The following is a 21,817-nucleotide window of genomic DNA, read 5'->3' as shown; positions in this document are numbered from 1 at the left end:
GCTGAATACCATGAGGTGAGGCTGCACGTGCATGCCACACCACTCGGGAACCGGAGCGCTCGGTCATGAAGTACACCGTCTCGATCGAGGTCGCCCTACCGCGGGAGAGGGTGGCACAGCTGCTCGCGGACCCGGCACACATGTCGAAGTGGCTGCGGGGCCTGGTACTGCACGAGCCGCTGAGCGGGGTGCACGGGCAGGTCGGTACCACCTCGCGGGTCGTGATGCAGGCGGGAAAGCAGAAGATGGAGTGCACCGAGACCGTCACGCGCCGGGAACCGGCCAACCTGCGCGGGATCCCGAAAGAGCAGGTCGTTCACTTCGACCGCGAGATCGTCGGCGAGGGCATGTGGAGCGCGGCGCGCGACCGGCTGACCGAAGCCGGTCCGGAGACGACCCTCTGGGCGAGCGAGAACGAGTACCGGTTCAGCGGTGTGATGATGCGGCTGGTGGGGCTCCTGATGCCCGGCGCCTTCCGCAAGCAGTCGCACCAGCACATGCAGGACTTCAAAGCCTTCGCCGAGCAGGGAAAGGACGTCCGCGAGGCGAAGGGCTGATCGACGATCAGCGTTCGTCTCCCGCAGGGTGCGGAACGGCCGAGGCGACGGCGGGCCGACCGCTGGACCCCCTCCACGCCGACGGGTGGTCGGGCCGGCGCCCCCGGCGGCGGACATGAAGAAAGCTCCTGGTAGACGGATTCACGACCACATGACCGGTCCGCCAGGAGCTTCGCGTGCCCGTCTGCCATCGATCCGTCCAGCCGCATCCTGCAGCGCCTCCCCGGCCTTCCCACAGTTCACCGACTCCGCCTCGGCTCCCGGTGGAGCCGCCGCAGGCCCGACCCCGGTACCCCTACGGACCGGATTCGCCGGACAGGGCGTCCTTCCGGAGGCGCGGGTGTGTCGTGGGGCACCCCGCCCCTTTTCACGGAACAGCAGCTGGTAGGGTCTGTGCCGTTGTCGGTTTTGCGTAAGACGGGAGGGGAGTTGGCCGTGCAGTCGTCGCCTTCCCCGTTCACGTCGTCCTCGCCGAGCCGTCGTTCCTCTCGGCCGCCCTTCTGCGCGCGGCCCTCTCTCGCAGCCACCGGGCGGATGCGCTTCGCCGAGCGCTACAAGATCTCGGTCCGCAACCCCCGCCCCCTGGGCACCAACGGCTACTCCACCTCGTGGGGCACCAACGCCCACGGTGAGCTCAGCGCCTGCCCGCCCGGACGCAGCTGACCCGTTCCCTCGCCAGAGGGCTCTCTCTTTCACGCAACGACCTCTCCCGCCGCACGTGCGCGCACGGGCCGCTTCGGCGTACCCGGGCAGCACACACCCGTAGCGGGTAGGACGGGCCTGCCCCGTCCCGGTCGTGCGCGCGGCACTCCCGGAGTGCCCCACACCATCCTCGCTCCCTGATCGCCGGTGGTCCCGTGCCCGTGGGCACGACCGCCCCCCGGTGTGCGCCAGCATGCCCGGGGACCGGCGAGGAACCGTGAAAGGACGCGGCGTGCCGCTGCTCCTCCTCCTTGCTGTACTCACAGTGACCGTACTGTCCGTTCCCGTGCTCGACCGCCTGCTGGGCCGTGCCACCGGGTGGCCCCTGGCCGCGGTGCTCGCGCTGCTCACCGCCGCCGTCCTGGCCCGCGGCCCCGACCTCTGGGACGGGGGCCCGGCGTTGGAGGCCTCCCTGCCCTGGATGCCCGCCCTGGGCATCGGGATGTCCCTGCGCATGGACGGCCTGGCCTGGCTGTTCTGCGTCCTGGTCCTGGGCGTGGGCGCGCTCGTCACGGCCTACTCCGCCCGCTACTTCCCGCCCGGGCGCCGCACCGGTTTCTACGTGCTGATGAGCGCCTTCGCCCTGGCGATGACGGGGCTGGTGCTGGCCGACGACATCGTCCTGCTGTTCGTCTTCTGGGAGCTGACCACGATCTGCTCCTTCTACCTGATCGGCCTGTCGGGCCCCTCGGCGTCCCGGCCCGCGGTGCGCACCTTCCTGCTCACCGCACTGGGCGGACTCGCCCTGCTCGCGGCGGTCGTGCTGCTGTGGGTGCGCACCGGCACCACCCGGCTCAGCACCATCCTGGGCGACCTGTCCTGGACCCAGGACACCGGCTTCACCACCGCGGTCGCGGTGCTGGTCATCGTCGCGGTGTTCACCAAGTCCGCCCAGTTCCCCTTCCACTACTGGCTCCCCGACGCCATGGCCGCCAGCACCCCGGTCAGCGCCTACCTGCACGCCGCCGCCATGGTCAAGGCCGGCGTCTACCTGGCGATGCGGTTCTCCCCGGCCTTCGCCGACACGGCCGTGTGGGGCACCACCCTGATCGTCACGGGCCTGGCCACCGCCCTCTTGGGAGCAGCGCTCGCCCTGCGCAGCCACGACCTCAAGAAGCTGACCGCCTACTCCACCGTCAGCCAGCTCGGCTTCCTCATCGCCGTCATCGGCGTGGGCACCACCCAGGCGCTCATCGCCGCCGCCGTCCACACCCTGGCCCACGCCCTGTTCAAGGCGACGCTGTTCATGGCGGTCGGCGTCGTCGACCACCAGACCGGAACCCGGGACCTGCGCGAACTCGGCGGCCTCCGGCGTGCCATGCCCGTGACCGCGACGGTCAGCGCGCTGGCCGCGCTGTCCATGGCGGGGGTGCCGCCCCTGCTGGGGTTCGTCAGCAAGGAGAACCTCTTCGAGGCCCTGCTGCACACGCCCGGCCCCGCCTGGCTCGGCCCGCTCGCCGCCGTCGCGGCGGTCCTGGCCGCGGCGCTGACCGTCGCCTACGCCTTCCGGTTCGTGTACGGGACCTTCGGCGGAGCCCGGGTGCGCCACCCCGGTCCGGACCGTCCCCGGGAGGCGGGCGCCCTCTTCCTGGCCGCCCCGGCCGTAGCCGCACTGGCCGGCCTGGCCCTGGGCCCGGCGGCGCCGCTGCTGAACCCCATGGCCGAACGCGCCGCGGCCGACGCCACAGGCGAACAGGCGCAGGCGCACCTGGCGCTGTGGCACGGCGTCAACCCTGCCCTGGCGATGTCGGCGGCCGCCCTGCTCCTCGGAGCCCTCGTGGCCTGGGGCGCCACCGTGCGGGACCCCGCGTCCTCCCGGCTGCGGCTCCCGGTGACGGGCACGGGCGTCTTTGAGCGCGTCCACGCCGGGCTCATCGCCCTGGGCGCGCGCACCGGCGACCCGACCCGCAGCGACGCACCGGCCCGGCACCTGGCCGTGCCGTTCGTCCTGATCATCGTGTTCGCCGCCGCGGTGGCCGTCCTGGGCCCGGACTACGGGACACCGGCGGACGGGACCTCCCGGCCCCTCGACTGGATGATGGTCGCCCTCGTGGCCGTCTCGGTGCTCACCGCCGTGGTGACCCGGTCCCGGCTGGCGGCCCTGGCCCTGACCGGTGTCGCGGGGTTCGCCGTCGCCCTCTGGTTCCTGTTCCTGGGCGCCGTCGACGTGGCCCTCACCCAGCTCCTGGTGGAGATCCTGACCGTGGTCGTGGCCGTCCTGGTCCTGCGCCGGCTGCCGGCCCGGTTCCACCGCGCCCGACCCTCGCGCACCGCCGCCACCGCGCTGATCGCCGTCGCCGCCGGCACGGCCGCGGGGCTGGGCGCCTACCTGCTCACCGGACGCCGGGAACCCTCGGCGGTGAGCACCCACCTGTTGGAGAACGCGCCCGCCGACACCGGCGGCACCAACGTCGTCAACACCATCCTGGTCGACTACCGGGCCCTGGACACCCTGGGCGAGCTCACCGTCCTGGGCGTGGCCGGGCTCATCATCATCGCCGTCCTGCACTCCTCGGGGCTCACCGCCAACGGCGGGCCCCAACCGGAGGTGGCGCGCACCAACCCGGTCCGGGACGCCGACGCCAACACCGTCATCATGCGCACCGTCGCCCGCGTGCTGATCCCGCTGCTCCTGATCTGGTCCGCCTACCTGCTCCTGCGCGGACACAACGCGCCCGGAGGCGGGTTCATCGGCGGACTGGTCGGCGGCTCGGCCTTCGCCCTGGCCTACCTGGTGGCGCCCAGCGCCTCCGTGGCGCGCATCCGCCTGGCCTACCCGGCCTTCATCGCCGCCGGGGTGGTCACCGCCGTGGCCTCCGGGCTGCTCGGCCTCGCCGACGGCTCCTTCCTGCGGCCCCTGCACGCGGACATCCCGCTGCCGTGGGGCGGCCACTACCACTTCACCAGCGCGCTCGTCTTCGACGTCGGCGTCTACCTGGCCGTGGTCGGCGTGATCCTGACCGCCCTCAACCAGCTGGGCCTGCCGCGCACCGGCGCCGCGCCCGAACGCACCGCCGTTCCCGAACGACACGACACGGCCACCGGAGGCACCCGATGACCCTGGCCATCACCATCGGCGTCCTGATCGCCGGAGCCGTCTACCTCGTCCTGCAACGCGGCATGGTCCGCATCGTCCTGGGCTTCGTCCTGCTCAGCCACGGCGTCAACCTCCTGCTGATGTCCGCCGGCGGTGTCTCCCGAAGGGAGGCGCCCCTCCTCGCCGGTGGAGGCGGGGAAGCCCTGGCCGACCCGCTCCCGCAGGCGTTCGTCCTGACCGCCATCGTCATCGCCTTCTCCATCACCATCTACATGCTCACCCTCGCCGCCACCGGCAAGGGCGACGACACCGAGGACGCCTCATGAACACCGTGCTCCTCCCGCTCCTGGTCGCGGCGCCCCTGCTCGGCGCCGCCCTGCTGACCGTCCTGCCCACCGGACGGCTCGCCCGGTTCCTGCTCCTGGGCACCAGCGCCGGCGCGCTCGCCGCCGGACTGGCCCTGCTCGCGGCCACCCGGGACGGACAGGTGTACGCCCACCAGGTGGGCCTGTGGCCCGCCGGGGTGGCCATCCCGTTCGTCGCCGACACCTTCAGCGCCCTGATGGGCACCACCACGGCCCTGCTCGTCCTGGTGTGCTCGGCCTTCGCCGTCGCCACCGGCGAGGCCGAACGCCGCTTCTTCGCCCCGCTGGTCCTGGTGCTCTCGGCCGGCGTCTACGGGGCGCTGCTCACCGCCGACCTGTTCAACCTGTTCGTCTTCGTCGAGGTGATGCTGCTGCCCTCCTACGGGCTGATGGCCATCGCCGGAACCCTGCACGGCCTGCGCGGCGGACGCACCTACGTCACCGCCAACCTGCTCACCTCCACCGTCTTCCTCGCCGGCGTCGCCCTGGTGTACGGCACCGCCGGGACCGTCCACCTGGGCGAACTCGCCGGCGCCGCCCAGGACTCGCCCGTGGTCGCCGTCGCCATGGGCCTGGTCCTGCTGGCGATGATGGTCAAGGCCGCCGTCGTCCCGGTGCACGGATGGCTGGTGCGCACCTACACCGCGCCCTCCCCGGCCGTGACCGCCCTGTTCTCCGGCCTGCACACCAAGGTCGCCATCTACGTGATCTACCGCCTGTACGCCCTCGTCTTCGACGGCGAGGCCTCACTGCTGTGGATCGGCCTGGTCGTGTTCACCGCGACCATGGCCGTCGGCGTCCTGGGCGCGGTCGGCGAGACCACCACCCGCTCGATCCTGGTCTTCCACATGGTCAGCCAGATCGGCTACATCCTGCTCGGCGTCGCCCTGTTCACCGAGCTCGGCCTCATGGCCGGGATCTTCTACCTCGTCCACCACATGGTGGTCAAGGCCTCCCTGTTCCTGTCCACCGGCGCGATCGAGCACGTCCACGGCACCGGGGACCTCGAACGGCTGCGCGGCGCGGCCCGCGGGCAACCGCTGCTGGCCCTGGCCTTCCTGGGCGCGGCCCTGTCCCTGGCCGGACTGCCGCCCTTCTCCGGGTTCGTCGCCAAGCTGACCCTGGTCGCCGCGGCCCTGGACGCCGGGCAGTGGACCGTCGCCGCGATCGCCGTCGCCGTCAGCCTCATCACGCTGATGTCGATGCTCAAGATCTGGGGCTCGGTCTTCTGGGGCCCACCGCCCGGGGCCGGGCCCGCACCGGAACTCGGACCGGGGCAGGCGCCCGAAGCCGCCGGCGGCACCGCCACCGCTGCTCCGGCCGCCACCCGGGCCCCGGCCCGGATCAGGACCGGACTGGTCCTGCCGGCCGTGGCCCTGACCGCGGTCACCCTGTGCGTCGGCCTGGGAGCCCAGGTCCTGCTCGACCTGAGCGCACAGGCCGCCGCCCACCTGCTGGACACCTCTGCCTACGTCGAGGCGGTGACGAACCGATGAACGGCCTGCTGCGCAGGGCCGCGCGCATCGCGTGGTTCCCCTTCTTCTACGGAACCCGGGTGGTGACCTCCTCGTTCCGGGTCGCCCGGGACATCCTCACCCCCGGCAGCTCGGCGACGCCCGCCTTCCTGGAGGTGCCGCTGCGCTGCCGCACCGACACGGAGATCACCGCCATCGCCAACATGGTCTCCCTGACCCCCGGCACCGTCACCGTGGCCACGCGCACGGACCCGCCCACGCTGTGGGTCCACGGCCTGTACACCGCCGACGAACAGGCCTTCCACGACGACATCCGCCAGATGGAGGACTACCTGCTGGCCATCACCCGACCCCGGGACACGCACCCGCGCACCACCGCGGGAGAGGAGCACCGTTGAACCCGCTCGACATCGCCCTGCTGCTCCTCGGAGCCGCCATGGTGGCCGCCGTCCACCGGATCCTGACCGGCCCCCACCAGGCCGACCGGGCCGCCGGATCCGACATCGTCTTCCTCGGCTTCGTCGGCATCGTCATCGTCCTGGGCCTGCGCCTGGACTCCGCCGCGGTGGTCGACCTCGTCCTGGTGTGCGCCCTCATCGGGTTCCTCGCCGCCCTGTCCCTGGCCCGACTCGTCTCCGGAGGCAAACGATGACCCCCCTCGAAGGACTCGCCCTCCTCTGCGTCCTGGCCGGCGCGGCCGTCTTCGCCGTCGGAGCCTGGGGCCTGGTGCGCCTGGACGACTTCTACGCCCGCCTGCACGGGGTCTCGATCGCGGCCGGGCTGGGCACACCGCTGCTCCTGCTCGGACTCCTGCTGTGGTTCCCCACCGTGGAGAACGCCGTCAAGATCGGCCTGGCCCTGCTCGTGCAGCTGGCCACCGCGGCTGTCGGAGGCAACGCCCTGGCCCGCGCCGGCTACCTGGCCGGCACCCCCGCCGCCCCGCACACCCGGCGCGACGCCCTCGCCGAGGCCGACCGGGCGCCGCACAGCGAACAGGACTGACCGGACCGCCCCGCCCCGGCGGCCCACCGCCGGGGCGGGGGAGGGAGGACACTCATGGACGACATGCTGGTGGGCGAGGTCCGCACCTCGCTGCAGGTCCTCGCCCTCGTGGCCACGGCGGTCACCGGGCTGCTGCTCCGGCTCGCGCACCGGGCCCACACCCGGCTGCGCACCCTGGAGCAGGCGCACGCCCCGCCCCTGCGCGACCTGCCCGCGCCCGGGAACGAGGTCGCGGTCGACGGCAACGCCGAGACGGGCCCCGACGGCCTGCTCACCGCGCCGTACTCGGGGGTCTCCTGCGTGTGGTTCCGCATCGAGGTGTGGGACCGCAGCCCCAACCCCGACACCTACCACGAGAGGATCCGCCACACCCTGCTCTACTCCAGGCAGAGCCGCACCCCGTTCGCCCTGCGCGACCGGACCGGCGCGGTGCTGTGCGAACCGGACCGCGCCGCGGGGGACCGGCTGCCCCTCACCCACGAGTCCTTCGAGCCGGGGGAAGGGGGCGGTGGCGGGACCCCGCACGCCGAACACGTCGCCCCCGACAGCGGGCGCGTCTTCCTGGAGTGGGCCATCGTCCCGGGGACCCGGCTGCTGGTGCACGGGACGGTCGCGCGCAGGGACGGCAGGACCGTGATCCGCTCCACCGACGAGGACACGCTGCTCGTCTCCACCCGCCCCGCGCCCGAGTTCAGGGACGCCCAGCGGATGACGATCCTCTTCACGGCCCTGGCCTTCGCGGTGTCGCTGGCGGGGTTCGTGTGGCTCGCCCTCACCTGAGAAGGTCCTGTTCTCGCAACCGAAGCCACGGCGAGCCGCAGAGCAACCCGTCAGCAGCTACATGGTCTGGCTCGTGGCTCGTCCGCCGGACAGTTCCGGCACGTGTTCGCAGGCCCGGTTCTTCTGGATCCCCAGCAACGTCTGCCGGGGCAGCACCAACACCGTGCGCTACCGGCGGGCGATGATGATCCTGGCCTCCTCCAGCGGCAACACCGTCCCGGTCATCGCCCGCCTGGTCGCCGCTGACGACAAGACCGTGCGCGAGGTCATCCACGCCTTCAACACCCAGGGGCTGGCCTGCCTGGGCCCTCAGTGGGCGGGAGGGGTGTCCCCGCCTGCTCACCCCCGACGAGGAAGACCTCGTCATCCAGACGGCCACCACCCGCCCGGCCAAGCTCGGCCGGCCCTTCACCCGCTGGTCGCTGCGCAAGCTCGCCGCCCACCTGGCCCACCGGCCTGGCCCGGGCCTGCGCATCGGCCGCGAGACCCTGCGGACCCTGCTGCACCCCCGCCACATCGTCCACCGCTTGGCCCGCAAGGGTGTGTGTCTCGTTCCGGGCGTGACGGAGACTCTGGCGTCACCTGGACGGGAGAGAAGACACTGCCCTTCGAGGCCGAGTGCTCGCCATGCTCACCCGAGCCCATGCCGCGCGAGGTGATGCAGTAATCGCCCGCCGCTTCCTCGCGCAAGCTGAACATCTCCTTTCGGTACCGACCTCGCCTCGTTCGCAGTGGACGAGTCCCTTTGACCTCGCTTCCTTGGCGAGTGAAGCAGCCCGCGGACTACACGATCTGAAGGACCACGCGGCGGCGGCCGACCACGCCCGCCATGTGCTGTGTCTGCGTTCACCTGAACGCGTACGCGCCCGAGCCCTGGCTTCCCTGACGCTGGCGCGAGCTCTGCTCAGCCAGGGACAGGTCGAGGAAGCCGCATCAGTGGCCGGTCAGATCGCAGTGTCAGAAGCTGTGAAGGGGTCAGCGGTGGCAGAGGCACATCTCCGCACCGTGGCAAGAGAACTCGGACCGTACCGTCGTATTCCTGAGGTCGCTACGGTGTTGCTCGATGTAGACGAGAACCGGGCTCGGGCGGCTCGACCGCGCCCAGCGGTGGAGGGAGTGCACCATGAGCGGGAATGAGGCGGCAGAGGAACCTCTGTATGTACGTGACCCGGGCGCGTGGCGTGAGCAACTGGCTGAGGGGAACCGATTCCAGGCCCGCAAACGGGTGGCCGCGAAGGTCCTGATCCGCGACGAACAGGGCCGACTGCTCTTGGTCGATCCCGTTTACAAGCCGTTCTGGGACCTGCCCGGAGGCATGGCTGAAGTCAACGAGTCACCCCACAACGCGGCTCGGAGAGAAGTGGATGAGGAGGTGGGGCTGGTTGTCGAAATAGCGGAACTGTTGAGTGTGGAGTGGGTGGCCCCGCACGGGCCGTGGGACGACCTGCTCATGTTCGTCTTCGACGGAGGAGTGGTCACCTCACGGGTGGCGCGCGAGTTGCGACCGAGGGATCCAGAACTACGTGCCATCGGCTGGTACACGCTTGAACAGGCGGCTCGGCTCCTCCGCGAGGACGTATGGGAACGCACCCGCCAGGCCCGGCGGGCGCTGGAGGACAAAACCATCCTCTATCGGTAGCTGGTACTGGCAGTGAACCTTTCGGACGTTGTCGACCGGCCGTCCTGCCGAGGTGAGAGACATGAACGACCTCATTTCGCGGAGAACTGTCTGCGGCAGATGGTGTGGGATCGCTTGGACGCCGTACACGTTGGTCGTTCTGGCTCGTGAGTGGGAAGATCCCGAACTCCCACGGAGCTGACCGGGCAGCCGAACACCTGGCTGCGCACCCGCGTTGGCAGAGGGCCCGGGTTCTCAAGGCCTGTCTCGTTCAGCTCCCTGACACATCAAGCGCACGAACGATCACTGCGGACCCCGGCACTGCAACCGAAGACTGTGCACGCTGATGTCGTCGGGCGGGTGTCCGGCGTCCAGGATTCGCTTGAACATGGCGTAGGCGTGGTGGATCTTGCTGCTCCCAACCGGACCCAAGAGCAGGATCCGTGTCGTGGCGTCGCTGAGCACCTGGTCGCACCACTGATCCGCCGCGGCGTCGACGAACGGGCACCCGCGCACCACGGGTGCGTCCGCCTCGGACTGGTCGAACAGGCGGAGGAACATGTGTGGTGTCTCCCGGAGAGGGCGACAGGGTCCTCCGCGCACGGCAGGTTTCCCGGAACCGTCGCCAGCGCTGAGCCCCCGGTGGCTCGGTCCTCGACCGACTGTTCGGGGCCCGGAGGCGTCCGTACGAGAAACCGCGCCGGGCACCCGGCCTGCGCCGGCGTCCCCCCGAAGCCGCCGACAGGCCGACCGTCCCCGGCAGGGCCTCCGGGAGAACCGTGCCTGGACGAGTAGATCCGAAGTTCGGGCCCGTCAAAGGGGCGAGGGTGTCCATGGTCCGTGTGTGACGACAGACCTGAGCACCCTCTTGACCGCACTGTAGGTGGGGATCGACGACGAGATCGGGGGAACCCGATGCCTCGGCAGGCCACCGCCGTTCAGTGACTCCGACCCCTTCTGTCTGGCGGTGGAACAGGCTTTGCCCGGCTTCCGCTCCGAGGCTCGCCGGCTGGGCTACGCGAACGAGCACCTGTGGAGCATGTTCCCGTATCTGCCGCAGCCGGCGGGCTGCGGCAAGCGACTCCGCTCGGAGCTTGCGCCTTTCGGGGGGCGTCGCCGTCCAGGTTGCCCGGCGCGTCCTGGCGATGGCGGCCGGCATCTGGCACCACGACAAGATCGGCGCACCGGTCACCAGGTCGCTGGTCGCCTGCGATCACTGATCGCGGCGGCCCCCGCTCCACCGGGTCGGCATGCCTCCGTGCGGACTGTTGACCACCAACGGCACAGACCCTTCCGCGAGGTAGAAGTGCCCGGGGTAGTAGTCGATGTGGAGGTGACCTCCGTCCTCGGCGGAGGCCATGTCGCGCACATTGTCCGCGAGCACCGCCCTCCCCGCGGCGTCGCCGCTGATCACCAGGATCTGCCGCTCGGAATCAAGGTGGATGAGGACCCCGGGGCCGGGAGTCTTCTTGACCTCGACCCCCGCCAGGGCGTCAGCGGTCGGCGCCGTGGAGCCGAGCAGCTCCTCGCCCTCGGCGACCGCATCTGCCAGACGGTTCAGCTCTTCCGCCGACGCCGTGAGATCCACTTCGTCGCACACGGTGTCACGGCTGAGTATCACTGGCAGCACTCCCTCGAGGTCGGACTCCCATGATGCCTGCCGGCCGGTGAACGCCATCGGGCACTTCGGATCTACTCGTCTAGACGGGCCCGATGCCCTCCACGATGAGCAGGACCTCCTCGGGGTGGCCCTCCACGGCGCCGTCGGGGCCCTCCAGGAGCTCGTCCATGACGGTGTCGTCCATGTAGGAGACCTCGATCACCACGCCGGGTTCGGGGGAGAAGAGCGCCCCGGCCCCGTTGTAGTGGCCGGTGCCGTCCGGGAGCTCCCGGACGCCGCCTCCGGGCAGGGCTTCCTCGAGGGGGATGCCGCCCTCGGTATCAGGCTCCAGGTAGGCGTCCACGTCCGTGAAGTCCGCGTGCCGGCGGATCGTGACGTACACGTCGGAGGGGGCGAACACCTCGCGCTCGGGAAGGACCCGGCCGTCGTCGTCGACGAGGTGGTCCACGTCCACGGTGTCGGGCAGCCAGGACCGCTCGACCTCCTCGGCGTCGGGCAGGACGACCTCCTCCTGCCCTTGCTGCTGCCGGGACATCCAGGCGTTGACGTCGTGGTCGTAGGGGGTGCCCTCCACGGCGTCGGGCAGGTATCCGATCTCGTAGCCGCTGAGGTCGCCCTCGGCGGGGAAGTAGCCCTGGGCCTCCAGGAACGGTGCGGCCTCCTCCAGGGACATGCGCTCGGAGGGCGCGCTGCCGTCCGGGTTCAGTTCGGGGAGTGCCTCCTCCGAGGAGGAGCTGGGCTCCACCGCCTGGGCGGTTCCGCACGCGGTGGTGGCGACCATGACGGCCACGGCGCCGAGGGCCGTGGCGAGGACGGGGGAGAGGGGGGTGTGCTTCTGCCGGAAGGTCATGGGTCCATCGTGGGGGCCGGGGCCCGCGGCGGCATGAGTACGCGCACTCAACCGTTCTTCCCGGAGGCCTCCGGCAGACGTGGTCCGCCTCCCGTGCCACGCGGCGACGGCACCCTCCGCCGCCCGGCGGAACCGGGGCGGCGTCCGTCCCTGCCGGGGGCCGGTGGCCGGGATCACCGCCCCGTCGGCCGTGACCGCCTTGACCCTGACGCAGCGTCCGGGTCTTTCCTGGTCGCATGCCGCTCAAACACTCCCTCGTCGTCGTCCCCTACCTCGCCTCGCACCTGCTGAGCCTGCTCGGCAACGGCATCGCGGCGGTCGCGCTGCCGCTGATTGTGCTGCAGACGACCGGCAGCCCGCTGGGCACGGCGGCGCTGGCGGCCGCGACAGCGGTCCCGGCCGTACTGGTCGGACTGCTCAGCGGGGTGGTGATCGACCGGATCAACCGGCGGACGGCCTCGGTGGTCTCCGACCTGATCTCCGCGGCCTCCGTCGCCGCGCTGCCGCTGGTCGACCTGGTGTGGGGCCTGGACCTGGCGTGGTTCATCGTGCTGGGCGTCCTGGGCTCGTTCGGGGACGTGCCGGGGACGACGGCCCGCGAGGTGCTGGCCCCGATGGTGGCCCGGCACGCCGGGCTCGACCTGACACGGGTCGTCGGCCTGCGCCAGACCCTGACCTCCGCCGCCCTGGTGATCGGCCCGGCGGCGGCCGGTGTGCTGCTCGCCGCCTTCGACGCCACTTCCGTACTGTGGATCACCGCGGCGACCTCGGCCGCCGCGGCGCTGCTGACGCGGACCCTGCCGCGTCGGCTCGGTGAAGTCGAGTCCGACGGGTCGTCTCGCCGGTCGGTCCTGCGCGAACTCGGGGAAGGCATGGCGGTGGTGGTGCGAAGCCGGTTCCTGCTCGGCACCTCGGGCCTGGTCGTCGGCCTGGCCGTGGCGCTCGGCGGGCTGCAGGGCCTGGTGATGCCGCTGTACTTCGAACTCATCGACCGTCCCGACCTGCTCGGCCTCGTCCTCACCGCGCTGGCCCTCGGGATGCTGGGCGGCGCTGCGCTCTACAGCGCCATCGGCCGACGGCTCCCCGCGCGCACATGGCTCGCGGCCGGGCTCGTCGTCACCACCGCCGGCTTCCTGCTGATGGCCTCCCTGCTGGCCCCGGCCGTCGTGTTCGCCGGCGCCGCAGCCCTGGGATTAGGCAACGCCGTGGTCGGAGCGGTCATCGGGGTGCTGCAGGTCGAACGGACCGCCGGCGCGGTACGCGGGCGGGTGTTCAGCGTCAAGACCGCCCTGCTGATGATCGCCGCACCGGCGGGGATCGGTCTGGCCGGGGTGATGGCGGAGTACGGGACCCCGGTCCTGGCCGGGGCCGGCGTCGTCGGGGTGTGGATCCTCGTGCTGCTGGCCGTGATCGTGTCACGTGCCCTGCGCGACCTGGAACCGAAGGAGCTGTCCCATGCTCAGCGGTGAGCTCGCGGAGCTGGCCGGCGTCACCGTCCGCACGCTGCGCCACTACCACCAGATCGGACTGCTGCCCGAGCCGCCGCGCTCGGCCGGAGGCTACCGGGACTACGGTGTGGACCACCTCGTCCGCCTCCTGCGCATCACGAGGATGACCGCACTCGGCGTACCGCTGTCCGCGCTCCCCGCGGTGCTGGACGATCCCGAGGCCGCGGAGGAGCTGCTCGACGAGCTCGACCGCCGGGCCGCCGCCGACATCGAACGGCTTCTCGCCCGCCGGGCCGGGATCGCCGCGCTGCGCCGCAGCGGCGCCCCGCCCGACCTGCCGCCGGAAGTCTCGGCATGGCGCTCCGGTCCCGCGGCGGAGGTGCCGGAGGACATGGTCCGCTACGAGCACGAACAGCTGGTCCTGGTCGGCCACCTGCTCGGCGAGGACGGCGCGGCGGGGTTCGCCGCCCTGTTCGGCGGGGCGGACAGCGGCACGGCCGCGTTCGCGCCGCTCACGGCGCGCTTCTACGCACTCGGGCCCGACACTCCGGACGAGGAGGTCTCCTCGCTGATCGACGACCTGGTCGAGCACCTCGAGCCGCTGGTACAGCGGCTGGACGGCCTGCCCCCGCTCGACGCGCAGGCCGAAGAGCTGATGGACGAACTGAACCGGCAGAACCTCAGGCCCGTGCAGCACCGCGTCCTGCGCCGGGTCCAACAGCGGCTGGCCCGGCCCGGTGGGGCCTGACCCGGCTCCGCGGCCCCGCGCCGGTCCGTACTCTGAGGGGCACTGTGACCCAGGACATCTCCCGCGGGCTTGCGTACGACGCGACGTCGGGGTCTTGACTCGGGGGCGCCGTATCCACCGACCCCGAGGATTCGCCATGACCGCTCCGTCGAAGCTGATCTCCGTCGAAGAGTTCTTCGGCCCGCCCGTCCGTAGCCGGGCCCTGCTGTCCCCGGACGGCGCGAAGGTCGCCTACCTCGCCCCGTGGCGGGGACGGCTCAACGTGTTCGTCCGCGACCTGGACTCGGACTGGACCGCCCCCGACGACGCCCACGCCCCGGACTCCCGGCGTGTCACCTCCGACCCCCGGCGCGACATCGACGCCTTCTTCTGGACCACGGACGGCCGCTACCTGCTGTTCCAGCAGGACACCGACGGCGACGAGAACTGGCACCTGCACCGCGCCGACCCGTACCGGCCCGACGAGCCCGTGGTCGACCTGACCCCCTTCGAGGGCGTGCGGCTGCTCGGCGCGCAACTCCCGCCGGACCGGCCGGGCACCGCGTTCGTGCAGCTCAACATGCGCCGCCCCGACCTGATCGACCTCTTCGAGCTCGACCTGGCCACCGGCCGCCTGACCACGGCCGCGGAGAACCCCGGCGACGTCCTCTCCTGGCTGCGCACCCCCGACCGGCTGCTGGCCTTCACCATGGAGGAGGGGGGCGACCACGTGCTGTCGGAGTGGGACGCGGGTGAGCGGCGCCCGATCGCGCGGTTCCCCGGCGCGGACGCCCTCTTCGGGGTCCTCCCGGCCGCGCCCACCCCGGACGGGGGAGGGCTGTGGATCGGTTCCTCGCGCGGCTCGGACCGCACCCGCCTGGTCCGGGTCGACCTGGACACCGGCGAGCAGACCGGGGTGGACAGCCACCCCGTGTTCGACCTGGACACCCCCCGTCCCGAGGCCGATCCGCGCTTCCCGTCCTCGCTGATCCTGCACCCGGCCACCGGAGAACTCCTGGGCGCCCGCTACCTCGGGGCCAGGCAGGAGATCCACGCGCTCGACACGCACTTCGCCGCGGTGCTGCCGCGGCTGGCCGAGCTGTCCGACGGCGACCTGGCCCACGTGTCCTGCGACGCCGCGGCGCAACGCTGGGTGGTGGACTTCACCCACGACCGCGATCCCGGCGTCACCTGGTTCTACGACCACGCCACGGGTCGGGCCCGCCGCCTGTTCCGGCCGTTCCCGCACCTGGACCCGGCCCGGCTCGCACCGGTCACCCCGATCACCGTCACCGCCCGCGACGGCCTGACCCTGCCCTGCCACCTCACCCTGCCGGTCGGGGTCGAGCCGCGCGGCCTGCCGACCGTGCTGCTGGTGCACGGCGGACCGTGGTACCGCGACAGCTGGGGCTACGACCCGGAGGTGCAGCTGCTGGCCAACCGCGGCTACGCGGTACTCCAGGTCAACATGCGCGGCTCCACCGGTTACGGCAAGGCCCACACCCGGGCCGCGATCGGCGAGTTCGCGGGCAAGATGCACGACGACCTGCTCGACGCCCTCGACCGGGTGGTCGAGCAGGGGATCACCGACCCGGACCGGGTCGCGATCTACGGCTGCTCCTACGGCGGCTACGCCGCACTCGTCGGGGCCGCGTTCACCCCGGACCGGTTCGCCGCAGCGGTCAGCTACACGGGGATGTCCGACCTCGTCGACCTCGTCCGGTCGGTCGTCCCCTTCGCCCGCCGCGCCGTCGAGAACAGCTACCTGCGCTACATCGGCGACCCGGACGACCCCCGCCAGGAGGCCGACATGCTCGCCCGTTCTCCCATCGGCCGGGTCGACGACATCACCGCGCCGGTGCTGCTCATCCACGGCGCCAACGACGTTCGCGTCCACCGCCGCAACTCCGACCGCGTCTTCGACGCGCTCCGCGCCCGCGGCGCCGAGGTCGAGTACCTGCTGAACGAGAACGAGGGCCACTGGTTCGTCAACACGGACAGCAACATCGAGCTGTACCGCACGCTCGAACGCTTCCTGGCCCGGCACCTGGGCGGGTGCTCCTCGAGCACCGCCTGAGCCGGAGCGGCCGGGAGGGGGCCGCGCTCCCTCCCGGCCCGGGCGCTCCGGAGGCAGGGACGGGTCGACGCCGTTCCCGACTCCGGCCGGGATCTCGTGTTCCGGGGTGTTCCCCGCCCTGCCGTGCCCGAGGGCTACGTCTCGCCGTTCTTGGACAGGTCCTTGACGACGGTGCGGTCGGGTGTGAAGCGGACCAGGCGGCCGTCATCCGCGTAGTGCCGGAAGTCCGGATGCCAGGCCTCCTCGTCCTCACCCAGGTAGCGGCGCAGCAGACGTCTGGCCAGAACCTGGTCGAAGGGCGCCACCTCGGCTTTGCCGTGCATGGTCACCTGGAGGAATTCCATACGCTCCAGATCGCAGGTGTCCACCACCACGGAGGCGCGCGCGTCACGTTCCAGGTACTTGGCCACGACCGAGTAGGAGCCTGTGAGCCACCACAGGGCGTTCTGCTCCCACCCCGCCTCCCTGGCCCGCTTCTGGGCGGCGGCGCTCGACGGGTACGAGGTCGCCCCCTACGACGACGGGGAACTCGAGCGACTCCGACGAGAGGGGATCGAGGACCCCGAGGACGATCCCTCGGTGCTCGTCCAGCCGGTTTCGGGAGCAGCGCCCCGCTTGTTCTTCAACAAGGTCCCCGAACCGAAGAGCGCCAAGAACCGGGTGCACCTGGACCTGTGGGCCGAGGACGTCGGGGCCGAGGCCGAACGGCTCGTCCGACTGGGCGCCACCAGGACGGCCCGGATCGAGGACTGGGTGGCGATGGCCGACCCCGAGGGCAACGAGTTCGACGTCCTGCCCGCGGAGTAGTCGCGCTCGGCACGTCGCGGCCTCTCCGCCCAGGGAAGGCCCCCGCGGGCGGTGCCGCCGGGACCGGAGCCGGGGCCGTCCCGGGGGACGTCCTCCTGCCGGAGGGCAGGGCTGCCCGGCGACCAGCGCCTTGAACGTGGCGAAGTCGCCCGGGGCAAACGGGCCGACCGGCGGGCGGAGCCCGTCGGGGGGATCCGCCTGACGGCATCCGGCCGCGGGGGCGGACGCCCCGGCCCAGGGCCACCTGCGTCGCCTCGGGTGGGCCACCAGGGCCGCGCCGCGCCCCACCACGTGCTCGCAGCGCGGACAACCCTCATCGGTATTCGGTGTTGCTATGTACTGGTAGTCAGTAATACTATGCACTAGTAGTCAGTGTTGATGAGTAGCCAGAGGAGGCGTTCCGTGGGCAAGCAGGCAACGGAGATGCTCAAGGGGATCCTGGAGGGCATCGTCCTCGCGATCCTGTCCGGCCGACCGGCCTACGGCTACGAGATCACGGCGTGGCTGCGGGACCAGGGCTTCTCCGACATCGCCGAGGGCACCGTCTACGCGCTGCTCGTCAGGGTCGAGCGGCGCGGCCTCGTCGACGTCGAGAAGGTCCCGTCCGAGAAGGGGCCGCCGCGCAAGGTGTACTCGCTCAATTCCCAGGGGCGTGCATACCTCGAAGAGTTCTGGAGGACCTGGAGCTTCCTCACAGAACGACTTGAACAGCTCCGAGAAGGAGGAGAGTGAAAATGGCACCCAGTTGGATCGAACAGGTCACGGGATCGTTCGAGGACAAGAAGCGGTACCGGCAGTACAAGGCGCGCACGAAACAGCTTCCCGGGAACTACCGCACGGCGATCGAGGCGCTCGACCGATACCTGATGTACTTCGGCTCGATCACGAAGGGGGACATCCTGATGGAGATGCTGGACGACCTCATCGACCTCTTCGAGCAGAGCGCCGCGGTCGGAACCCCGATCCGGGAGATCGTCGGGGAGGACCCCGTGGAGTTCGCCGAGACGTTCCTGGCGAACTACTCGGAGGGCCAGTGGATCAAGAAGGAGCGCGAACGCCTGGCCCGGGCCATCGAACGCGCCGCCGCAGAAGACACCGGAAAGGAAGAGGGACCCCTCCGATGAAGACACAGAAGCAGTCGGCGATCCGCCTGCGGGGCCTGGAGAAGTCCTACAAGGACCTGCGCGTGCTGCGCGGGGTGGACTTCGACGTCGCGCCGGGCAGCATCTTCGCCCTGCTGGGATCCAACGGGGCGGGCAAGACCACGGTCGTGAGAATCCTGTCCACCCTGCTCAAGGCCGACAAGGGAACCGCCGCGGTCAACGGCTTCGACGTCGCCGCGCAGTCGGCGAACGTGCGGGAGTCCATCAGCCTCACCGGACAGTTCGCCGCCGTCGACGAGATCCTCAGCGGTCGGGAGAACCTCGTGCTCGTCGCCAGGCTGCGCCACATGGAGGAGCCGGGCGCGATCGCCGACGACCTGCTCTCCCGCTTCTCGCTGACGGAGGCGGGCGGGCGGAGGGTGTCGACCTACTCGGGCGGCATGCGCCGCCGCCTGGACATCGCCATGAGCCTCATCGGGAACCCGCCGGTCATCTTCCTGGACGAACCCACGACCGGGCTCGACCCCCAGGCGCGCGTCGAGGTGTGGGAGGCGGTGAAGAACCTCGCCGGGAGCGGCACGACGGTCCTGTTGACCACGCAGTACCTGGACGAGGCCGAACAGCTCGCCGACCGGATCGCGATCCTCCACCGGGGCCGGATCATCGTCAACGGCACCCTCGCCGAGCTCAGGGCGATGCTGCCGCCCGCCGAGGTCGAATACGTCGAGAAGCAGCCGACCCTGGAGGACGTCTTCTTCGCGGTCACCGGCGGCTCCGACACGGACGGCGAAGACCGCCGGACCGCATTAGAGAAGAAGTAGGGGACCGACCATGGCAACGCACTTCCTCGGCGACACCGCCGCGCTCACCGGACGGACCCTGCGCCACGTCACGCGCAGCCCGGACACCATCATCACGACCGCCGTCATGCCCATCGCCATGATGCTGATGTTCGTCTACGTGTTCGGCGGCGCGATCGACACCGGGTCGGTCTCCTATGTGAACTACATGCTGCCCGGCATCCTGCTCATCACCATCGCCTCAGGGATCGCCTACACCGCGTTCCGGCTCTTCACCGACATGCAGGGCGGGATCTTCGAGCGCTTCCAGTCCATGCCGATCGCCCGGTCGGGCGTGCTGTGGGCCCATGTCCTCACCTCGCTCGTCGCCAACGTCCTCTCCCTCGTGGTCGTCGTGGGCGTCGCCCTGCTCATGGGCTTCCGGTCGGGGGCCGGGGTGGGGGCGTGGCTCGCGGTCGCCGGCATCCTGATCCTGTTCACCCTGGCGCTGACCTGGATCGCCGTGATCCCCGGCCTCTCCGCGACCTCGGTGGAGGGCGCGAGCGCCTTCTCCTACCCGCTCATCTTCCTGCCGTTCCTCAGCTCGGCGTTCGTGCCCACCGACACCATGCCCGGCCCGGTGCGCTGGTTCGCCGAACACCAGCCGGTGACGTCCATCGTCAACACGATCCGCGACCTGCTCACCGGCCAACCGGTCGGCAACGACGTCTGGACCGCCCTGGCCTGGTGCGTCGGCATCCTCGTCGTCGCGTACGCCTTCGCCATGGCCACCTACCGGCGCAAGATCAGCTGAGCGCGCTCCCGCCCGGCCGTCCGTCGGGGACGAAGGGCGCGGACCGGCGGCGCCAGGGGCGGCACGGCGCGCCGGGCAGGAGCCCGGCCTCCACGGACGCGCCTCACCACGCACCATGACCCTGTGAGATCGCCCAGACACTCAAGGCGACCAAGGCCGCATGCGGAGACGCCGACGGCCCAGCGGCCCCGCACCGGATTCGTGCCGGTGCGGGGCCGCCGTGGCGGAGGGGCGTCGGTACGGGGCGGGGGGAACCAGGCAGGCGCACCCTCACACGCACGTCCGACCACGGAAGAACACGGTCTCCGAGGTGGCTCCGCCGAGGCCGGGCGCTCCACGGCGGCCGGCGAGGGCGCCGGGGTGTTGGAGGCCAGGGCCCCTTGGTTCTGGATCCTGTGCCGATGCCCCTCGACCCCAGGGGGCCGCAGACCTCAACGGCCCGGCGCGTCGACCTGTCCGGAGGGGCCCGTCTCCGCGGACAGGGTCTCGGGGAAACCACAGTTGCGCAGCCCGGGAATGGGCTCGTAGTTTCCGCCCCCGGAAACGTTCACCGCCGGGAACCAGCCCCATCCCTGGTCCAGATAGGCCTCATCGCCCTGGGTGTAAAGCCACCAGTTGTTGCGGTACTCGCCGGCCGGAGGGTTCTCCAGGTAGGTGAATTGCTGCTGGCAGACGAACCATGCCCTGTTCGCGTAGAGGTATCCAGAAATTTCACTGGGGTTGTCCCTGCCGACACCCCTTTCGAGGTTGCCGCCGAGCCATGCGTTGCAATACGTCGTTGACCAGGACGTTCCGTGGTGATCGACCACGGTCGGCCCTGCGCCGGAGCACCCCTGTGCCGCACTGGCGGGCCCGGCCGCGGCGATGCTCCCGGCCAGCGCTGCCGCGACAAGGAGGATTCTCGTCATTTTTCTCATCGTTCCCGTCCCAGTGGTGGTATTGAGGGTAAACACCGTTGACAATGATCCTCCCATGTGCGGGAGATATCCACTGGGAAAAAACAAACAATGTCCGATTCCGGCCATTGTCGATGGTGAGGAGTCAGTGTCACGCCATTCTCGCGTGCATCAGGATTCCCATCCTGCGAGCGTGTCGCCGTACGCCGACGGGTGCGTGCGCCGGTACGCCGTTCTGCGGAATACCCGTTGTCATGGGTGATGGACCGAAGATCTGCGGATCCGAGTGGATTCGAGCCTCCGCGCACCCCGGGCGGCACGGGTCATCGGCCGCGTCGGCCGCCTGTCGGCAGACGGTCGTCTGCCGACAGGCGCCGCCGGGTGGAGGCGCCGCGGATGTCGGGCATCGCGCGCCGGTGTCAACGTTCCGGCTTCGGGTCGGGTCGGCGGCCCGGTGTGTGTCTGGCGAGCATGGTCTGGACGGCCTGTTCGACGGCGTCGTGGATGTCGGAGGTTGCGGGGTTCCAGTCGGTCAGCAGCATGCGGGGCCACAGGACGTAGTTGGCGATCATGCCGAGGAACTGGTTCGCGGCGCTCACCGCGTCCGGGACATCGGCGTTGCCCGCCTCGTGCTCGGCTTCCAAGTAGTGCTGGACGGAGGTGAAGTAGGGCAGTTTGCCGAGCTGGAACTGCATCCGTCCCAGTTCGGGGAAGCGGGGCAGTTCGGCGATGACGATCCGGAACAGGGCTGTCATGCCGGGTCGGCCGACCAGGTCGGCATAGCGGTGGCCGATGGTCGCCAGTCCGGAGCGCAGGTCTCCGGTCTGCGGCCGCGCGGCGGCGTCGCCGGCGTCACGCTGCCAGGACTCGGTGACGATGGCCTCGAAGAGGGCCGCCTTGGTGGGGAACCGCTTGAACAGGGTGGACTTCGAGACCCCGGCCGCTTCGGCCACCCGGGCCAGCGAGGTGCCGTCGTAGCCGCGATCCAGGAACAGCTCTGTGGCCGCGGTGATGATCGCCTCGCGTTTTCGCTGAGCGAGCCTGCGGTGGTGTGCGGAGAGTTCTGCTGCCATGCGGACAGTATGCCGCAGACCCGAGGCGAGTCACTTGACTCGCCACTCGGCCCTGTCTACGATGCGAGAGCAAGGCGAGTCGAGTG

The 21,817-nt window shown here is 70.9% G+C and carries 24 protein-coding genes and 2 pseudogenes; 20 read left to right on the top strand and 6 right to left on the bottom strand.

Annotated elements, in window-relative coordinates:
* Positions 1 to 65: 65 nt before the first annotated feature.
* From OUQ99_RS17250 to OUQ99_RS17200, 11 genes and pseudogenes are all read left to right on the top strand, one after another.
* A complete protein-coding gene (locus tag OUQ99_RS17250) occupies positions 66 to 557 on the top strand; it encodes an SRPBCC family protein (RefSeq protein WP_267944787.1) in 492 nt (163 codons plus the stop codon).
* Positions 558 to 1,091: 534 nt separating this feature from the next.
* The gene (locus tag OUQ99_RS17245; RefSeq protein ID WP_267944786.1) at positions 1,092 to 1,220 is read left to right on the top strand and encodes a hypothetical protein; all 129 of its coding nucleotides are present in this window, start codon (positions 1,092 to 1,094) and stop codon (positions 1,218 to 1,220) included.
* Between the two features lie 271 nt (positions 1,221 to 1,491).
* The gene (locus OUQ99_RS17240; RefSeq protein WP_267944785.1) at positions 1,492 to 4,317 is read left to right on the top strand and encodes a DUF4040 family protein; all 2,826 of its coding nucleotides are present in this window, start codon (positions 1,492 to 1,494) and stop codon (positions 4,315 to 4,317) included.
* Entirely contained in the window at positions 4,314 to 4,622 is a 309-nt protein-coding gene (locus OUQ99_RS17235; RefSeq protein WP_267944784.1) for a sodium:proton antiporter, read from the top strand. Before OUQ99_RS17240 ends, OUQ99_RS17235 begins: the two co-directional genes overlap by 4 nt.
* Entirely contained in the window at positions 4,619 to 6,157 is a 1,539-nt protein-coding gene (locus OUQ99_RS17230; protein ID WP_267944783.1) for a monovalent cation/H+ antiporter subunit D family protein, read from the top strand. Before OUQ99_RS17235 ends, OUQ99_RS17230 begins: the two co-directional genes overlap by 4 nt.
* Positions 6,154 to 6,534, top strand: a complete 381-nt coding sequence (locus OUQ99_RS17225) for a Na+/H+ antiporter subunit E (RefSeq protein ID WP_267944782.1) — start codon at positions 6,154 to 6,156, stop codon at positions 6,532 to 6,534. The genes OUQ99_RS17230 and OUQ99_RS17225 overlap by 4 nt, the downstream gene beginning before the upstream one ends.
* A complete protein-coding gene (locus tag OUQ99_RS17220) occupies positions 6,531 to 6,788 on the top strand; it encodes a monovalent cation/H+ antiporter complex subunit F (RefSeq protein ID WP_267944781.1) in 258 nt (85 codons plus the stop codon). The genes OUQ99_RS17225 and OUQ99_RS17220 overlap by 4 nt, the downstream gene beginning before the upstream one ends.
* Positions 6,785 to 7,138: a monovalent cation/H(+) antiporter subunit G gene (gene mnhG, locus OUQ99_RS17215; RefSeq protein WP_267944780.1), complete on the top strand. Its 354-nt coding sequence runs from the start codon at positions 6,785 to 6,787 to the stop codon at positions 7,136 to 7,138. Before OUQ99_RS17220 ends, mnhG begins: the two co-directional genes overlap by 4 nt.
* Positions 7,139 to 7,192: 54 nt before the next feature.
* Positions 7,193 to 7,918: a GIDE domain-containing protein gene (locus OUQ99_RS17210; protein ID WP_267944779.1), complete on the top strand. Its 726-nt coding sequence runs from the start codon at positions 7,193 to 7,195 to the stop codon at positions 7,916 to 7,918.
* 139 nt (positions 7,919 to 8,057) lie between these two features.
* Positions 8,058 to 8,433: pseudogene (locus tag OUQ99_RS31600) on the top strand (helix-turn-helix domain-containing protein); the annotation flags it as partial.
* A gap of 608 nt (positions 8,434 to 9,041) precedes the next feature.
* Positions 9,042 to 9,557: an NUDIX domain-containing protein gene (locus OUQ99_RS17200; protein ID WP_267944778.1), complete on the top strand. Its 516-nt coding sequence runs from the start codon at positions 9,042 to 9,044 to the stop codon at positions 9,555 to 9,557.
* A gap of 282 nt (positions 9,558 to 9,839) precedes the next feature.
* On the opposite strand, the gene OUQ99_RS17195 is transcribed toward OUQ99_RS17200, so the two are convergent.
* Positions 9,840 to 10,097, bottom strand: a complete 258-nt coding sequence (locus OUQ99_RS17195) for a hypothetical protein (protein ID WP_267944777.1) — start codon at positions 10,095 to 10,097, stop codon at positions 9,840 to 9,842.
* A 533-nt stretch (positions 10,098 to 10,630) separates the two neighbouring features.
* Between OUQ99_RS17195 and OUQ99_RS17190 the strand changes: the two genes are divergently transcribed.
* Positions 10,631 to 10,756, top strand: a complete 126-nt coding sequence (locus tag OUQ99_RS17190; protein WP_267944776.1) for a hypothetical protein — start codon at positions 10,631 to 10,633, stop codon at positions 10,754 to 10,756.
* On the opposite strand, the gene OUQ99_RS17185 is transcribed toward OUQ99_RS17190, so the two are convergent.
* Entirely contained in the window at positions 10,750 to 11,157 is a 408-nt protein-coding gene (locus OUQ99_RS17185; RefSeq protein ID WP_267944775.1) for an Imm32 family immunity protein, read from the bottom strand. The genes OUQ99_RS17190 and OUQ99_RS17185 overlap by 7 nt on opposite strands.
* Before the next feature lie 79 nt (positions 11,158 to 11,236).
* The gene (locus tag OUQ99_RS17180) at positions 11,237 to 12,007 is read right to left on the bottom strand and encodes a hypothetical protein (protein ID WP_267944774.1); all 771 of its coding nucleotides are present in this window, start codon (positions 12,005 to 12,007) and stop codon (positions 11,237 to 11,239) included.
* 236 nt (positions 12,008 to 12,243) lie between these two features.
* Here OUQ99_RS17180 and OUQ99_RS17175 point away from each other — a divergent pair, with 236 nt between their 5' ends.
* The 3 genes from OUQ99_RS17175 (at position 12,244) to OUQ99_RS17165 (ending at position 16,259) form a co-directional block, all read left to right on the top strand.
* Positions 12,244 to 13,476: an MFS transporter gene (locus OUQ99_RS17175; RefSeq protein WP_267944773.1), complete on the top strand. Its 1,233-nt coding sequence runs from the start codon at positions 12,244 to 12,246 to the stop codon at positions 13,474 to 13,476.
* Positions 13,463 to 14,203, top strand: a complete 741-nt coding sequence (locus OUQ99_RS17170; protein WP_267944772.1) for a MerR family transcriptional regulator — start codon at positions 13,463 to 13,465, stop codon at positions 14,201 to 14,203. Before OUQ99_RS17175 ends, OUQ99_RS17170 begins: the two co-directional genes overlap by 14 nt.
* A 136-nt stretch (positions 14,204 to 14,339) precedes the next feature.
* Positions 14,340 to 16,259: a S9 family peptidase gene (locus tag OUQ99_RS17165; RefSeq protein WP_267944771.1), complete on the top strand. Its 1,920-nt coding sequence runs from the start codon at positions 14,340 to 14,342 to the stop codon at positions 16,257 to 16,259.
* A 134-nt stretch (positions 16,260 to 16,393) separates the two neighbouring features.
* On the opposite strand, the pseudogene OUQ99_RS17160 reads toward OUQ99_RS17165, so the two are convergent.
* Positions 16,394 to 16,714, bottom strand: a pseudogene (locus tag OUQ99_RS17160) (pyridoxamine 5'-phosphate oxidase family protein); the annotation flags it as partial.
* Between OUQ99_RS17160 and OUQ99_RS17155 the strand changes: the two are divergent.
* The 5 genes from OUQ99_RS17155 to OUQ99_RS17135 all read left to right on the top strand — a co-directional run bounded on the left by OUQ99_RS17155 (position 16,686) and on the right by OUQ99_RS17135 (position 19,762).
* Positions 16,686 to 17,066: a VOC family protein gene (locus tag OUQ99_RS17155; RefSeq protein ID WP_267944770.1), complete on the top strand. Its 381-nt coding sequence runs from the start codon at positions 16,686 to 16,688 to the stop codon at positions 17,064 to 17,066. The pseudogene OUQ99_RS17160 and the gene OUQ99_RS17155 overlap by 29 nt on opposite strands.
* Before the next feature lie 402 nt (positions 17,067 to 17,468).
* The gene (locus OUQ99_RS17150) at positions 17,469 to 17,798 is read left to right on the top strand and encodes a PadR family transcriptional regulator (protein ID WP_267944769.1); all 330 of its coding nucleotides are present in this window, start codon (positions 17,469 to 17,471) and stop codon (positions 17,796 to 17,798) included.
* A gap of 2 nt (positions 17,799 to 17,800) precedes the next feature.
* Positions 17,801 to 18,190, top strand: a complete 390-nt coding sequence (locus OUQ99_RS17145) for a DUF1048 domain-containing protein (RefSeq protein ID WP_267944768.1) — start codon at positions 17,801 to 17,803, stop codon at positions 18,188 to 18,190.
* Complete coding sequence (locus OUQ99_RS17140; protein ID WP_267944767.1) at positions 18,187 to 18,990, top strand: ABC transporter ATP-binding protein; 804 nt, start codon at positions 18,187 to 18,189, stop codon at positions 18,988 to 18,990. The genes OUQ99_RS17145 and OUQ99_RS17140 overlap by 4 nt, the downstream gene beginning before the upstream one ends.
* A gap of 10 nt (positions 18,991 to 19,000) precedes the next feature.
* Positions 19,001 to 19,762, top strand: coding sequence for an ABC transporter permease (locus OUQ99_RS17135; RefSeq protein ID WP_267944766.1), 762 nt, complete (start codon positions 19,001 to 19,003; stop codon positions 19,760 to 19,762).
* A gap of 431 nt (positions 19,763 to 20,193) precedes the next feature.
* Here the strand turns inward: OUQ99_RS17135 and OUQ99_RS17130 are convergent, their stop codons facing one another.
* Both OUQ99_RS17130 and OUQ99_RS17125 read right to left on the bottom strand, forming a co-directional pair.
* Positions 20,194 to 20,670 carry a hypothetical protein gene (locus OUQ99_RS17130; protein ID WP_267944765.1) on the bottom strand — a complete coding sequence of 159 codons (477 nt, stop codon included), beginning with the start codon at positions 20,668 to 20,670 and terminating at the stop codon, positions 20,194 to 20,196.
* A 407-nt stretch (positions 20,671 to 21,077) separates the two neighbouring features.
* Positions 21,078 to 21,731 (bottom strand): TetR/AcrR family transcriptional regulator, encoded by a 654-nt coding sequence (locus tag OUQ99_RS17125; RefSeq protein ID WP_267944764.1) that lies wholly within the window; start codon positions 21,729 to 21,731, stop codon positions 21,078 to 21,080.
* Between the last annotated feature and the right edge of the window lie 86 nt (positions 21,732 to 21,817).

Origin of the sequence: Streptomonospora nanhaiensis (assembly GCF_026642255.1) — a bacterium.
GTDB classification, from domain to species: Bacteria; Actinomycetota; Actinomycetes; order Streptosporangiales; family Streptosporangiaceae; genus Nocardiopsis; species Nocardiopsis tropica.
Note: the sequence above shows the minus strand (reverse complement) of the source record. Positions and strands in the feature narration are given on the sequence as shown.